Raw genomic sequence first — 12,691 nt, forward strand, 5'->3', positions numbered from 1 at the left:
TCCGTCCCGACACGCGCGGTCGGCTGCCGGGCACGGGCGCACGAAAGCACACCGCTGCCACAGGCAACCGGTCAAGTGTAGGGGAACACTCGGGCAGGATCCAAATCCTCGTCGTAGCCATCCGCTTGTCGGAGCCTGTCGGTACGGTTCGGTCATGGGGCGAGTCAGGGTGGGCGTGGTGCAGCTGTGACCGCGAACGATGCCGCCGCGGGCTGGTGGTCGTCTCTGCCGCTGGATCGGGTCGTCCGACTACGCGGTGCCACCGAGCACGAACTTGCCGAGGCCGTGAACCCTCTACCGTCGGGCGCGCCCTCGATCGTATTCTTCGCGGTCGATCCCGCGACGGCGAATCGCGCCGCCGATCTCGTGGATGCGGTGGTCACCGGACTGGAGAACGCGGCCGTCGACGCGGTTCCGCTCTGGCTCGGGGAGTTCGCCCACCACGAAGGGTCGTCGACGTTGGATCGGCGCGCGGCACGCGTCACCGCGGTGCGGCTCGCCGCCGATACCCCGCACTTCGGTCCGTACGTCGCGGCTCTCGCGGAGTCCGCGGTCGCGGGGCTTCGGCCTCGTCGAAACGCCTTCACCGTCGAGACCCGAGCAGCGGGGTCGGCTCGGATCCTTGCCTCCGCTCAGCAACGACGCTCCACCGCTCTCGTGTTGGTGGTGCCCTCGGGACTGGATGGCGACGTCATCGGGACTGCGGCGGAATGGTTGTGCAACCACGCGAGGACAGCGGTCTGGGTGACCGGCGGTGGGGGGTCGGGAACGGACAGATTTCCGTCCGTGTCGGTGCGCGCACCCGCGGTGCCCGCCGGCGTCAGCACTGTCCTCGATCGCTTCCGCCCCGTGAGCTACCCACCCATCGCGGGACAACCACACCCGGCCAGCGAACCCGAGAAACGTCTGTACCGGGCACTCGACCTCCACGAATGGGCCGCCGGCCGCGAACACAACCGCACCATCAGACTCGGCGAGCTGACACGACCGTTCACGGTCGACGTACTGTGGCGCACCGAGAGAATTGTCGTGGAAATCGATGGCAACGAACACCGCGCCGCCGACCGTTTCGCCGAGGACCGCGTCCGCGACAACCAGCTGCAGACACATGGCTACCTGGTGTTGCGCTTCACCAACGCTCAGGTGATCGACGACCCGCACCGTGCGGTAGCTACCATCCGCGAGGCAGTATCGAGAAGACGATCGAAGGGGGATCCTCGATGAGTACCGAAGACCTGAACGGGACCGAAGCAGCAGTGCTGCTGGTCCTGATGGCCGAGTCGAGTCCGGTCAAGAATTCCGAACTCAAAACGATGGGCCCCGAATTGGCGAAGCCGTCTCGCGACAAGCTGAAGAACGCCGGTCTGATCGAGGTGAATTCCTCGGTACGCCCGATGACGCTCGAACTCACCGACAAGGGATGGCGCACCTGCGGCGAACTCATCGGCGGTGAACCACCGGCTCGATCGACCGGAGCCGGTAAGGCGATGTTCACCGTACTGGCAGGTCTGCGTCGATGGCTCGATCGCACCGACAGTCGCCCAGCAGAGGTGTTCTCACCCCGCGGGAACGAGCCGGCTCCCGTCGACGAGACCGACAAGGCCGTCGACATCGAGGCCTCGATTCGTGCGGCCTACGCACGGCTCGCGCACGAACCCGGCAGCACCGTCCGCCTCTCCAGGCTCCGAAACGAGTTGCGTGACATACCGAGAACGGATCTGGACGACGCCCTGGCGCGCCTGCGCCGCGCCGCAGATGTCGCGCTCATTCCCGAGGAGAATCAGAAGACGTTGACCGACGAGGAACGCGCCGCGGCCGTCGTCGTCGGCAATCAGCAGAACCACCTTCTCTCGATCGAACCATGATGGGTATTGACTCGACGATGACGGACAACGAGCAGATCCGAGCTCTCGAATCGGTGCGGTTGAGCTGGGCACCGACACCCGACGACGTATGGCGTTCCCAGTCCAACGTGCACGTACCGGGGATGCACGAGCGCGTGTTCGTCGAGGTGATGAATGCCTACGCCGACGCGGAGGCCTCCGACGACGCCAGCCCACTCGGCGTCGTCGTGCGCGGCCCGGCAGGTTCGGGCAAGACACACCTGCTCGGCCAGGTACGTGAGGAAGTACAGCTCGAGGGCGGGTACTTCTTTCTGATCAGACTCCTCGACGCCGCCGGTTTCTGGCGCTCGACGCTGATGGGGATGCTCGACGACCTGATGCGCCCGTCGGGCCGCGGCTCCGACAGCCAGCTCGGTCTACTGCTCCGACGCCTGTGCGAGATCGGCGAGATCTCGGACGATCAGCGCTCGAAGATCATGGGCGAGAACATGATCGACGCCGAGACCCTCGACGCTTTCGTCACTGCGGTGTACAAGGTTCATCCCCGGCACCGCCGCACGTCGCAGCACACGCTGCGCGCGCTGGTGTTGTCCATCGCCCCGGATTCGGCCGTTCAGGATCTGGGCGACGCCTACCTGCAGTCGATCGACGATGTCGACCCCGAGGAGTTCTCCGCCTGGGGCATTCGCCGGGCCGAGCTGGGCCACCAGGGCATTGCCGAGAACATCTCTCGCCTGCTCGCCATCACCGGCCCGACAATTCTTGCCATCGACCAGATCGACACGCTGGTGGCGCAGTCGCGCACCGGATCGGACCAGGAGTTCGCCGACGCACAGGAAGACAAGGTCGTCGAGCAGCTGGCGCACGGGTTGATGTCCCTACGCGAGACACTCCCCCGCACCGCCTCGGTACTGTCGGCTCTGTCGAGTGCATGGGAACTGATCGCCGCCCGCGGAGTCGCTCCCATGCGAGACCGTTTCCGAGTCACCCAGACGCTCAAGCCGATTCCGTCGTCTGACATCGGCCGTCTGCTACTCGGGCGACGCCTCGCGGCGTGCTTCCTCGAAGCCGGATTCACTCCGCCGCACCCGACGTGGCCGGTGGCACCCGACGCGTTCGAGCAAGCCCCGGACTTCACGCCGCGCCAACTGCTCATTGCCGTCGATCGCCACATCCGGCACTGCCTCGACACCGGCGTCGCGTCGGAGCTGACGAGCTTCACCGACCGGTCCGGCCCGGCCGATGCGTCGGACCTTCCCAAAGCGCGGATCAACGAACTCGACATCCTCGACGATCGATACCGGCAACTTCGCGAACAGGTGGACGTCTCCGTTCCGCTGCGACCCGACAGCGAGGACTCGATCGTTCCCACACTGCTGTCTGCGGGACTGACCGCGTGGATTCACGAACACCAGTCGTCCGACGACAGCCTGGCCCAGGACCCGCCCCCGAGCGGCAAGCCTGCCCTGCACGCCCGGCTCCGCCACACCGTCGACACCGATACCGACGACGAGGAGCACTGGTGCTTCCGCGCGGTGACGTCCGGCAACGCTCGGGCCGCGCTGGCCCGCGTGGAGCGCGCGGTGACCACGGCGGGCCTCCGGGTCGACATGCCCAAACGGCGGCTGATTCTGATCAGGAACGACCCGTGGCCCAATGGAGCGAAGACCGAGCAGACCATTGCAGCCCTGCGTCGCGCCGGAGGCGTCGTGGTGCCGTTGAGCGACGAGGACCGTCGGGCATTGGCGGCACTGTCGATCCTGCTGAGCGAGAATTCGCCCGCGCTCACCTCCTGGCTGCTCGCGCGCAAGCCGGCACACGACGTCGAATTGTTCGGGGCGGTGTTGCCTGCCGTGAGTGTCGTCGACGACGACACGGCCCTCATCGAACCGGAGACCCCGATCGCCGCTGCGGCACCGGCCGCAGCGCGTCGGCCGTCCATCGTGGTGGGTGCCGAACTGAGCACCGGCGCTGATGTCGCCGTTCCCCTCGAAGCGTTGCGTAAGCACACTGCGATCTTCGCCGGCTCCGGCTCCGGCAAGACGGTGCTCATCCGCCGCCTGGTGGAAGAGTGCGCCCTGCAGGGTGTTTCGGCGATCGTACTCGACGTCAACAACGACCTGGCTCGGCTCGGCACTGCATGGCCGGAGGACGAGCGAACGTGGCCGCCGGGAGACGAAGCCAAAGCCACGGCATACCTGCGCGACACCGATGTCGTGGTCTGGACGCCGCGTAAGTCCGCCGGTCGCCCGCTCAGCTTCCAGCCACTTCCCGATTTCGTCAGCGTCCTCGGCGACGCCGACGAGTTCGAGGCCTCCGTCGAGTCCGCACTGGCTTCGCTCGAACCGGCGGCCGGCGTTCTCGGCACCTCGCAGAAGGCCAAACATGGTCGGGCCGTGCTGAAGTCGGCACTCGATCTGTTCGGTCGACGGCCGCACGGCGGGAACCTCACCGACTTCATCGCCCTGCTGGAGGAGTTCCCCGAGGACGCCAGCGAGATGCGCGACGCCGTTCGCATCGCTGCCGGACTGGCCGAGAATCTCAAGGCCGCCGCCGCGAACGATCCGATGTTCGCCGGGGCCGGTACACCTGTCGATCCAGCTGTTCTACTGACGCCTGTCGAGGGCAAGAAGGCCAGGGTGTCGGTGATCAACCTGGCCGGTCTGACCACCGATGAGCAGAAGCAGAGTTTCGTCAATCAACTCCAGATGGGCCTGTTCGCGTGGATCAAGAAGAACCCGGCAGGTGACCGGCCACTGGGCGGACTGTTCGTCATGGACGAGGCGCAGAACTTCGCGCCTTCGGACAGGACGACCGCGGCGACACACAGCACCCTTGCCCTCGCGTCGCAGGCACGCAAGTACGGGCTCGGTTTGGTGTTCGCGACCCAGGCTCCGAAGGGCCTGCACAACCGCATCGCAGGCAACGCGTCGACTCAGTTCTACGGCCTGTTGAACAGTCCGTCGCAGGTCGAGGCAGCCAAGGAGATGGCGCGCGTCAAGGGCGGTTCGGTTCCCGATGTCGGGCGACTGCCGGCCGGTCAGTTCTACGCGGCGGTCGAAGGCGCGGAGTTCCGCCGTACCGCCACTCCCCTGTGCCTGTCCTACCACCCGAAGAGTCCGCCCACCGAGGAAGAAGTCATCGCGTTGGCTCAGCTGTGACGACCACCCGATCGATGGGCTGGACGGCCGCTCGCGTCCCGGTCATCGCACCACCGATACCAGGAATGCGATGCGCCGAGTCTCGCCTTCGGTGCCGATTGCACCCGTATCGTGGACGCCTGCAGCCTGATCGGCAGTCGGAGTAGTTCGTGAGCGTCATGTATACGGCACAGTCCGCCGAACTATTCGGGGTCACCCTCGTGGGAATCAGCACCACGACCGGCGTGAAGCTGGTGGTCACTGCCGTCTTCGTCACCATCGTGCTCGCTCTGCGCCGGCTGGTGTTGGCACTCACGCGCCGATCCCTCGGGGGCGAGGTCGGTGATTCGCGGCGATTCTGGGCGCGCCAGGGCCTGCAGGTGATCGTCGCCGTAGTTCTCGTGCTGGGCCTGGTCTCGATTTGGGTGACCCCGAATACCGATATCACCACCGGCGTCGGATTGATCAGTGCAGGTCTGGCTTTCGCTCTGCAGCAGGTGATCACCTCGCTGGCCGCCTACTTCGTGATCCTGCGAGGTGACACCTTCGGAATCGGCGACAGGATCACTCTGGGCGGTGTGCGCGGTGACGTCGTCCGTCTCGGTTTTCTCAAGACCACGATCATGGAGATGGGCCAACCGCCGGCTGTGTCGGACTCCGATCCGGCAATATGGGTCAACTCGCGCCAGTACACCGGACGCCTGGTCACCGTCACCAACGGTGTCATCTTCACCGATCCGGTCTACAACTACACCCGTGAATTCCCATATCTATGGGAAGAGATCGTTCTGCCCATCGCCTACACCGACGACCGACAGTTGGTGGAGCAGATCCTCCTCCGTGCTGCACGCGACCACGCGGTGGTGGACGACCCGAGCGCCAACGGCGCTTTCGAGTCCATGCGCAGGCGCTATGCCTTGGCTCCCACATCGTTGAACCCGTCGGTCTACTGGCGGATCACCGACAACTGGGTCGAACTGTCGCTACGGTTCCTCGTGCCGCACCGCGGCGTCAGAGCGATCAAGGACCTCATGACCCGCGACATTCTCGCCGGTCTGGACGAAGCTGGAATAGGTATAGCGTCAGCCACCAACGAGATCGTGGGGATTCCCGATCTCAAAATAGTCGATGCTCGTCGGGACCCCGACGCACACCAGTGACGTGAGAATTCAGCGGTCCCGATGATCGAGGACGACGGCATACGACCCGACTCCGGTGAGGGTGCGTCCCTCGATGGATACGGTGTCCACGATCACCGACGTGACAGCGCCTGTCTCCGGATCGAACTCCACGTCGTCCACCGTGCCGAGATCGACCCCAGCAGTACTGAGCGCGCGTTTACCGATCACGCGGTGAGCTTTGCCGTGCAGACCGGACAGTGAGTCCTCGGTTCCGATATCGACGATGGAGTCCGCCGACTCGACTGTCACTGCGTCCGAACCGAACGAGGAAATACCGGACCACATAAGCGCGTCACCGGTTTTGCTTTTCTTGATCTGTAGACCGGCTACGGTGCGACTTCGCGGATCGACAAGGAATTCCCCGACAGCACCGACGGTGTCGGCGGTGGAGGTGCTCACTATCTTGCGACCGACGGACTCTGAGAACAACATCAGCGAGTTCCCTTCAGCTGTGCTCGGAAGGCGTCCACGGCCGCGCCGAAACCTGCAAGGTCGTCACGTACGAAATCGGTGGCACTGGCCGGAACCATGAGGTGCTCGCCCGAGGCCGCAAGTGTGTCCGGCAGCGGGATGAGCACGGTTGCTCCCTTGTTCTTCATCGACTCGGAGGACTTGATCTCGTAGCCGACGACATCGCACTGCCCGCCGTTCCGTCCGCTCACCTCGATGATCACGTCGACGACAGTGCCCAGATCGGTTCCCGTATCCGTCAGAACAGTAGAACCCAGAATGTCCCCACGACGCTCCGGTGCAGGCTCGGAATTCTCACCGTCGTCCTCGGCTGCGGCGAACATCTGATCGGCGGGGGTCAGAGCGTCCTCGCTGAGAATCATCACCGCGTCCGGTCCGAGGGCAGCCACCGATCGCCACGGCATGACCTCTTTCTTCGGGCCGGAGAAAAGGCCTCGGCCTGCGAGGGTGAAGCCTGCTACGGCCCCGCCGTCCGGGGCGTACACGATGTCCTTGACCTGCGCGACGTCCTCGCCTGCGAAGGTGACTACGGGCCTTTTGGCGATCTCGCTCGACCGCATCAGTTTTTCGCTCATGGTTCTTTTTTCGTAGGCGTTTCGTTGCGCGGTGCGGTGATGATCACGCCTCCGGACCGACGCCGGGCCTGCACCAGCAGTACTGCTCCGACGATCGCCATAATCAACACGAGGGCCACGATGACCCAACCCCACCACTGCATAGTGAGCACCCTTTCTCGACAAGAAGTGAATGAGCTCAAGGATCACCCGCTCGGCTTCCTGTACTACCCCTTGACGCACACCTTCAAACGCGACACCGGCGTCTCGGCAGATTCTCGTACACCAGATGGGCCTGGCACACTGGTGCCTGTGAAAGTCCTCGCACGCGGGGAGAACTGCCCTGCACCAACCGGTCCACTGACGGTCGAACTGAGTAGTTCGACGCACGTCGACGTGTCGGCTCTGCTGCTGGCCTCCAACGGCCGCGTGCGGTCCGACGCCGATATGGTCTTCTGGAATCAGCCCGAGGGTGCAGGCGTCGAATACCGACGCGCGTCGTCGGGCCATCTCGTTCGGGTGGATCCGTCGGCGATTCCAGCCGACATCGAGACCGTCGTCATCGCTGCTTCCCTCGATGGCACCGGGCCGACGACGTTCGCAGCAGCCGGACCGGTATCTGTTGCCGTGTCCGACGCGTCGGCACCTCAGGTCTCGTACTCGGCAGACGGCATCGGTGACGAGTCTGCGCTCGTGTGCATCGAGGTCTACCGGCGCGGCGATCAGTGGAAGATCCGCGCCGTCGGCCAGGGTTATGCAGATGGCCTGGCGGGGTTGGCCAACGCATTCGGCATCAGCGTCGAAACGGACGAGCCACCTGCGCCCGCCGAGCCGTCCTCACCCATCACCGATTCCACCGTGAATTCACCAGCTCGACAAGGAGTTCTGGCCATGAGAAGCGAACTGTTCGCGCCCGCCCACGCCGAGGTTCCCGGCTCGGGTATCCAGAAGCAGGGCAGCAAGATGTGTCGAATCGGGATGAACGGCGACATCATGGCTCGAGCCGGTTCGATGGTCGCCTATCAAGGCAATCTGCAGTTCGAGGCCAAGGGCTCCGGAGGCATCGGCCGGGCTCTGAAACAGGCTTTGTCCGGCGAGGGTGTTCCGCTGATGAAGGTCACCGGCCAGGGGGATCTCTTTCTCGCCAACGCCGCCCAGGACGTTCATCTGATCGACCTGGACGGCTCGGACGGTCTGACCATCAACGGTGCCAACGTGCTGGCCTTCGAATCCACACTGAGCTACGACATCAAACGGGTGCAGGGTGCAGCGGCCGGCGGCAATGCGGGCTTCTTCAACTGCGTGTTCACCGGCCGGGGCCGCATTGCCATCACCACCGACGGTGTTCCGGTGGTGCTGAACGTCGATCAACCGACGTTCGCCGACCCGCAGGCGGCCGTCGCATGGTCGTCCTCCTTGCAGACCAGGGTCAAGAAGAACGACTCGTTCGGTCTCGGTACGCTCATCGGCCGCACGACCGGAGAACGATTCACCCTCGAGTTCGCCGGCCAAGGATTCGTCGTGGTTCAACCCTCGGAGCAACCTCCGGGTGGGCTGGTGGGTGGCACCGGGGGCGGAGAGCAGGCCGGCGTCGGCGGGGCGCTCGGCGGCTTGTTGGGTAGGTGACGTGCGGCTACACGAACAGCGTCCGACGGCGGATCGAGCCTTGAAACGGACGCCGCATGTGGTCCTTCGGCGAGTTGATCATCGAAGTATCCAGAGACCCGCTCACGAGGTCTGCATACCCTGCGGCCATAACCAGGTGGTGCAACCAGTGTTCTCGCACAACATCGTCCGCGTCGCAGTAGGCGATGAATTCTCCCGTGGCATGTCGGGCACCCACGTTGCGTGCGTGCGAAGCACCCGGTAGCTCATCGGCCAGAACATAACCCACCGGCACTCGTCCCTGGCCCTGCCTGCGTGCGAGTAGACCGGCCAGGTCGTCGGACGACCCGTTGTCCGCTACGAGAATGTCGAATCGGCCCGCGTACGACTGTTCTTGCAGCGCATCGAGCTGTGCGCCGATCGTGTGCGCGCCGTTGCGAACAGGCACGATCACCGTGACCGACGCAGGCACTCGACGGGGGAAACGCGTGGACGAGTCGGGCACCGACGACACCTGACAGGAGATGGAAGACACGACGAAAAGACCCACCCTCGTTGCCGGGGGTGGGTCTTTCGAGCATCAGATGCTTACTTGGCCTTTTCGAGAACCTCGACCAGTCGCCAATGCTTCGTGGCGGACAGCGGGCGGGTCTCCATGAGCTGAACGCGATCGCCTACGCCGGCGTCGCCCTTCTCGTCATGTGCCTTGACCTTGGTGGTACGACGGATGATCTTGCTGTAGAGGGGGTGCTTGACCCTGTCCTCGAGCTCGACCACGATCGTCTTCTCCATCTTGTCGGATACGACGTAGCCGATCCGAACCTTACGGTTGTTGCGCTCTTCAGTCACAGTCTTTTCCTCGCTCATGCCGCGTCACCTGCAGTGTCCTCGGAAGGACCAGATGCCAAGCCGAGCTCACGCTCGCGCAGGACGGTGTAGATGCGCGCGATCTCGTGACGGACGGTGCGCAGTCGACGGTTGTTGTCCAACTGGCCGGTAGCCATCTGGAAACGAAGGTTGAACAGCTCTTCCTTCGACTCACGCAGCTTGGTGACCAGCTCTTCACCGGTGAGCTCGCGGAGCTCTGCGGCTGGGGTTCCGGTAGCCATCAGAACTGCTCCTCCCTGGTGATGATGCGTGCCTTGATGGGCAGCTTGTGGATGGCGCGAGTCAGTGCCTCACGCGCGATGGTCTCGTCGGGGTACGACAGCTCGAAGAGCACGCGACCCGGCTTGACGTTCGCGATCCACCACTCGGGCGAACCCTTACCGGAACCCATGCGGGTCTCGGCAGGCTTCTTGGTGAGGGGGCGGTCCGGGAAGATGTTGATCCAGACCTTGCCGCCACGCTTGATGTGGCGAGTGATCGCGATACGAGCGGATTCGATCTGACGGTTGGTGATGTAGGCGGGCTCGAGAGCCTGGATGCCGTAGTCACCGAATGTCACCTGAGTTCCGCCCTTGGCGGCACCCGAACGCTTCGGGTGGTGCTGCTTGCGGTGCTTGACCCGGCGGGGGATCAACATGCGTCAGCCCTCCTGAGTGGGCTCGGTCGAGGCCGGAGCCTCGGTTGCGGATGCCGCGCGGCCGGCCTCGGTGCTGGTCGCCGTGGTGCCCGAGGCACCGCTGCGACGCGGACGAGTGGGACGCTCACGACGGGGACGGTCTGCACCGGCGGCCGGGGCCGCAGCGGCAGCGAGTTCACGCCGTCCGCCGACGATGTCGCCCTTGTAGATCCAGACCTTCACGCCGATGCGGCCGAAGGTGGTCTTGGCCTCGTACAGCCCGTAGTCGATGTCGGCACGGAGCGTGTGCAGGGGAACGCGTCCCTCGCGGTAGAACTCCGAGCGAGACATTTCAGCGCCACCGAGACGGCCGGAGCACTGAACACGAATGCCCTTGACGTTCGGCTGACGCATGGCCGACTGGATGGCCTTACGCATTGCGCGACGGAATGCGACGCGGTTGCTGAGCTGCTCGGCAACACCCTGGGCAACGAGCTGAGCCTCGGACTCGGCGTTCTTGACCTCGAGGATGTTGAGCTGAACCTGCTTGCCGGTCAGCTTCTCGAGAGCTCCGCGGATGCGGTCGGCCTCGGCGCCACGACGACCGATGACGATGCCCGGACGTGCCGTGTGGATGTCCACGCGGACACGGTCACGGGTGCGCTCGATCTCGACCTTCGCGATGCCCGCGCGCTCCATGCCGGTGGCAAGAAGCTTGCGGATCTCGACGTCTTCCTTGACGTACTCCGAGTACTGCTTGTCTGCGTACCAGCGCGACTTCCAGTCAGTGGTGATACCCAAGCGGAAGCCGTGCGGGTTGATTTTCTGACCCACTACTGAGCCCCTTCCTTGGACGCCTGGCCCTTACGACGGTTGCGAGACGTTCCGCCGGTCTTGGGCAGGCTTTCGACGATCACCGTGATGTGGCTGGTGCGCTTGCGGATCCGGAATGCCCGGCCCTGAGCGCGCGGCTGGAATCGCTTGAGGGTTGCACCCTCGTCGACGAATGCAGTGGCGACGATCAGCGTGCTGGGATCGAGATCCAGGTTGTTCTCGGCGTTGGCTGCTGCGGAGGCGATCACCTTGGCGACCGGCTCGCTCGCTGCCTGCGGCGCGAACTTGAGGATGTTGAGCGCGTCCTCGACGGAGCGCCCACGAACCAGATCCACGACGCGACGTGCCTTCATCGGCGTGACGCGAACGTGCTTCGCTACGGCCTTGGCAGTCGGATTGGCGGTGGGGGTGAAGTTGGTCATCGCCTCTTCGCCTTCCGGTCGTCCTTGATGTGACCCTTGAACGTGCGGGTCGGTGCAAATTCCCCGAGCTTGTGGCCGACCATGGAGTCGGACACGAACACCGGTACGTGCTTACGACCGTCGTGGACGGCGAAAGTGTGACCGATGAAGTCGGGCAGGATTGTCGATCGACGGGACCAGGTCTTGATGACCTGCTTGGTTCCCTTGTCGTTCTGGACGTCAACCTTCGCGAGGAGGTGATCGTCTACGAACGGGCCTTTCTTCAGGCTGCGTGGCATTCTGAACTCCCTCCTAGCGCTTGTTCTTGCCGGTACGACGACGACGGACGATGAGCTTGTCGCTCGCCTTGTTCTTGCGGGTACGGCCTTCCGGCTGTCCCCAGGGGCTGACCGGGTGGCGTCCACCGGAGGTCTTGCCCTCGCCGCCACCGTGCGGGTGGTCGACCGGGTTCATCACGACACCACGAACGGTCGGGCGCTTGCCCTTCCAGCGCATGCGGCCGGCCTTGCCCCAGTTGATGTTCGACTGCTCGGCGTTGCCGACCTCGCCGACGGTTGCGCGGCAGCGCACGTCGACGCGACGGATTTCACCGGACGGCATACGCAGCGTGGCGTAGGGGCCTTCCTTGCCGAGGAGCTGAATGCTCGCTCCGGCGGAGCGGGCCATCTTCGCGCCACCACCCGGACGGAGCTCGACCGCGTGAATGGTCGTACCCGTCGGGATGTTGCGCAGGGGCAGGTTGTTGCCGGGCTTGATGTCGGCATTGGCACCCTGCTCGATCGGCGATCCCTGGGCGATGCCCTTGGGTGCGACGATGTAACGCTTCTCGCCGTCTGCGAAGTGCAGCAGTGCGATGTTCGCGGTGCGGTTGGGGTCGTACTCGATGTGAGCGACCTTGGCCGGAACGCCGTCCTTGTCGTTGCGACGGAAATCGATGAGACGGTACGCGCGCTTGTGACCGCCACCCTTGTGCCGGGTGGTGATACGACCGTGTGCGTTACGTCCACCGCGACCGTGCAGCGGGCGGATCAGCGACTTCTCGGGGGTCGAACGCGTGATCTCAGCGAAATCGGAAACGCTGGAGCCACGACGGCCCGGGGTTGTCGGCTTGTATTTACGGATTGCCATGAGTCTTC

16 protein-coding genes are annotated in these 12,691 nt (G+C 64.6%); 5 read left to right on the forward strand and 11 right to left on the reverse strand.

What is annotated here, in order from left to right; translation table 11 throughout:
* Positions 1 to 186 precede the first annotated feature (186 nt).
* From AABD04_RS16335 to AABD04_RS16350, 4 genes are all read left to right on the forward strand, one after another.
* The gene (locus AABD04_RS16335) at positions 187 to 1,224 is read left to right on the forward strand and encodes an endonuclease domain-containing protein (protein WP_341441801.1); all 1,038 of its coding nucleotides are present in this window, start codon (positions 187 to 189) and stop codon (positions 1,222 to 1,224) included.
* On the forward strand, positions 1,221 to 1,865 hold the full coding sequence (locus tag AABD04_RS16340; RefSeq protein WP_341441802.1) for a hypothetical protein: 645 nt from the start codon (positions 1,221 to 1,223) through the stop codon (positions 1,863 to 1,865). Before AABD04_RS16335 ends, AABD04_RS16340 begins: the two co-directional genes overlap by 4 nt.
* A gap of 17 nt (positions 1,866 to 1,882) precedes the next feature.
* Positions 1,883 to 5,005, forward strand: a complete 3,123-nt coding sequence (locus AABD04_RS16345; RefSeq protein ID WP_341441803.1) for an ATP-binding protein — start codon at positions 1,883 to 1,885, stop codon at positions 5,003 to 5,005.
* 158 nt (positions 5,006 to 5,163) lie between these two features.
* Positions 5,164 to 6,144, forward strand: coding sequence for a mechanosensitive ion channel family protein (locus AABD04_RS16350; RefSeq protein ID WP_341443084.1), 981 nt, complete (start codon positions 5,164 to 5,166; stop codon positions 6,142 to 6,144).
* A 9-nt stretch (positions 6,145 to 6,153) separates the two neighbouring features.
* Here the strand turns inward: AABD04_RS16350 and AABD04_RS16355 are convergent, their stop codons facing one another.
* From AABD04_RS16355 to AABD04_RS16365, 3 genes are read right to left on the reverse strand one after another with little or no spacing between them, the layout of a single operon-like run.
* Complete coding sequence (locus AABD04_RS16355) at positions 6,154 to 6,597, reverse strand: PRC-barrel domain-containing protein (protein ID WP_341441804.1); 444 nt, start codon at positions 6,595 to 6,597, stop codon at positions 6,154 to 6,156.
* Positions 6,597 to 7,211: a PRC-barrel domain-containing protein gene (locus AABD04_RS16360; RefSeq protein WP_341441805.1), complete on the reverse strand. Its 615-nt coding sequence runs from the start codon at positions 7,209 to 7,211 to the stop codon at positions 6,597 to 6,599. The genes AABD04_RS16355 and AABD04_RS16360 overlap by 1 nt, the downstream gene beginning before the upstream one ends.
* Positions 7,208 to 7,354 (reverse strand): hypothetical protein, encoded by a 147-nt coding sequence (locus AABD04_RS16365; RefSeq protein ID WP_341441806.1) that lies wholly within the window; start codon positions 7,352 to 7,354, stop codon positions 7,208 to 7,210. Before AABD04_RS16365 ends, AABD04_RS16360 begins: the two co-directional genes overlap by 4 nt.
* A gap of 148 nt (positions 7,355 to 7,502) precedes the next feature.
* On the opposite strand from AABD04_RS16365, the gene AABD04_RS16370 reads away from it, so the two are divergent.
* The gene (locus AABD04_RS16370) at positions 7,503 to 8,816 is read left to right on the forward strand and encodes an AIM24 family protein (RefSeq protein ID WP_341441807.1); all 1,314 of its coding nucleotides are present in this window, start codon (positions 7,503 to 7,505) and stop codon (positions 8,814 to 8,816) included.
* A gap of 7 nt (positions 8,817 to 8,823) precedes the next feature.
* On the opposite strand, the gene AABD04_RS16375 is transcribed toward AABD04_RS16370, so the two are convergent.
* The 8 genes from AABD04_RS16375 to rplB all read right to left on the reverse strand — a co-directional run bounded on the left by AABD04_RS16375 (position 8,824) and on the right by rplB (position 12,683).
* Entirely contained in the window at positions 8,824 to 9,300 is a 477-nt protein-coding gene (locus AABD04_RS16375; RefSeq protein WP_341441808.1) for a glycosyltransferase family A protein, read from the reverse strand.
* Between the two features lie 83 nt (positions 9,301 to 9,383).
* On the reverse strand, positions 9,384 to 9,662 hold the full coding sequence (gene rpsQ, locus AABD04_RS16380; RefSeq protein WP_032397542.1) for a 30S ribosomal protein S17: 279 nt from the start codon (positions 9,660 to 9,662) through the stop codon (positions 9,384 to 9,386).
* Positions 9,659 to 9,904 carry a 50S ribosomal protein L29 gene (rpmC, locus tag AABD04_RS16385; RefSeq protein ID WP_027496314.1) on the reverse strand — a complete coding sequence of 82 codons (246 nt, stop codon included), beginning with the start codon at positions 9,902 to 9,904 and terminating at the stop codon, positions 9,659 to 9,661. The genes rpsQ and rpmC overlap by 4 nt, the downstream gene beginning before the upstream one ends.
* Entirely contained in the window at positions 9,904 to 10,320 is a 417-nt protein-coding gene (rplP, locus tag AABD04_RS16390) for a 50S ribosomal protein L16 (RefSeq protein WP_027496313.1), read from the reverse strand. Before rplP ends, rpmC begins: the two co-directional genes overlap by 1 nt.
* A 3-nt stretch (positions 10,321 to 10,323) precedes the next feature.
* The gene (rpsC, locus tag AABD04_RS16395) at positions 10,324 to 11,133 is read right to left on the reverse strand and encodes a 30S ribosomal protein S3 (protein WP_027496312.1); all 810 of its coding nucleotides are present in this window, start codon (positions 11,131 to 11,133) and stop codon (positions 10,324 to 10,326) included.
* A complete protein-coding gene (rplV, locus tag AABD04_RS16400) occupies positions 11,133 to 11,555 on the reverse strand; it encodes a 50S ribosomal protein L22 (RefSeq protein ID WP_037188319.1) in 423 nt (140 codons plus the stop codon). Before rplV ends, rpsC begins: the two co-directional genes overlap by 1 nt.
* Positions 11,552 to 11,833: a 30S ribosomal protein S19 gene (gene rpsS / locus AABD04_RS16405; RefSeq protein ID WP_008718309.1), complete on the reverse strand. Its 282-nt coding sequence runs from the start codon at positions 11,831 to 11,833 to the stop codon at positions 11,552 to 11,554. Before rpsS ends, rplV begins: the two co-directional genes overlap by 4 nt.
* A 13-nt stretch (positions 11,834 to 11,846) precedes the next feature.
* Positions 11,847 to 12,683: a 50S ribosomal protein L2 gene (gene rplB / locus AABD04_RS16410; RefSeq protein WP_008718311.1), complete on the reverse strand. Its 837-nt coding sequence runs from the start codon at positions 12,681 to 12,683 to the stop codon at positions 11,847 to 11,849.
* Between the last annotated feature and the right edge of the window lie 8 nt (positions 12,684 to 12,691).

This window comes from Rhodococcoides navarretei (assembly GCF_038069675.1).
Taxonomy (GTDB): Bacteria; Actinomycetota; Actinomycetes; order Mycobacteriales; family Mycobacteriaceae; genus Rhodococcoides; species Rhodococcoides navarretei.

Excerpts from the sequence above, each read along its gene's own strand:
- rpsS (WP_008718309.1), bottom strand. The coding sequence starts at position 11,833 with ATGCCACGCAGCCTGAAGAAAGGCCCGTTCGTAGACGATCACCTCCTC.
- rplV (WP_037188319.1), bottom strand. The coding sequence starts at position 11,555 with ATGACCAACTTCACCCCCACCGCCAATCCGACTGCCAAGGCCGTAGCG.
- AABD04_RS16355 (WP_341441804.1), bottom strand. The coding sequence starts at position 6,597 with ATGTTGTTCTCAGAGTCCGTCGGTCGCAAGATAGTGAGCACCTCCACC.
- AABD04_RS16340 (WP_341441802.1), top strand. The coding sequence starts at position 1,221 with ATGAGTACCGAAGACCTGAACGGGACCGAAGCAGCAGTGCTGCTGGTC.
- AABD04_RS16345 (WP_341441803.1), top strand. The coding sequence starts at position 1,883 with ATGACGGACAACGAGCAGATCCGAGCTCTCGAATCGGTGCGGTTGAGC.
- AABD04_RS16360 (WP_341441805.1), bottom strand. The coding sequence starts at position 7,211 with ATGAGCGAAAAACTGATGCGGTCGAGCGAGATCGCCAAAAGGCCCGTA.
- AABD04_RS16365 (WP_341441806.1), bottom strand. The coding sequence starts at position 7,354 with ATGCAGTGGTGGGGTTGGGTCATCGTGGCCCTCGTGTTGATTATGGCG.
- rpmC (WP_027496314.1), bottom strand. The coding sequence starts at position 9,904 with ATGGCTACCGGAACCCCAGCCGCAGAGCTCCGCGAGCTCACCGGTGAA.
- rplB (WP_008718311.1), bottom strand. The coding sequence starts at position 12,683 with ATGGCAATCCGTAAATACAAGCCGACAACCCCGGGCCGTCGTGGCTCC.
- rpsQ (WP_032397542.1), bottom strand. The coding sequence starts at position 9,662 with ATGAGCGAGGAAAAGACTGTGACTGAAGAGCGCAACAACCGTAAGGTT.
- AABD04_RS16350 (WP_341443084.1), top strand. The coding sequence starts at position 5,164 with ATGTATACGGCACAGTCCGCCGAACTATTCGGGGTCACCCTCGTGGGA.
- rplP (WP_027496313.1), bottom strand. The coding sequence starts at position 10,320 with ATGTTGATCCCCCGCCGGGTCAAGCACCGCAAGCAGCACCACCCGAAG.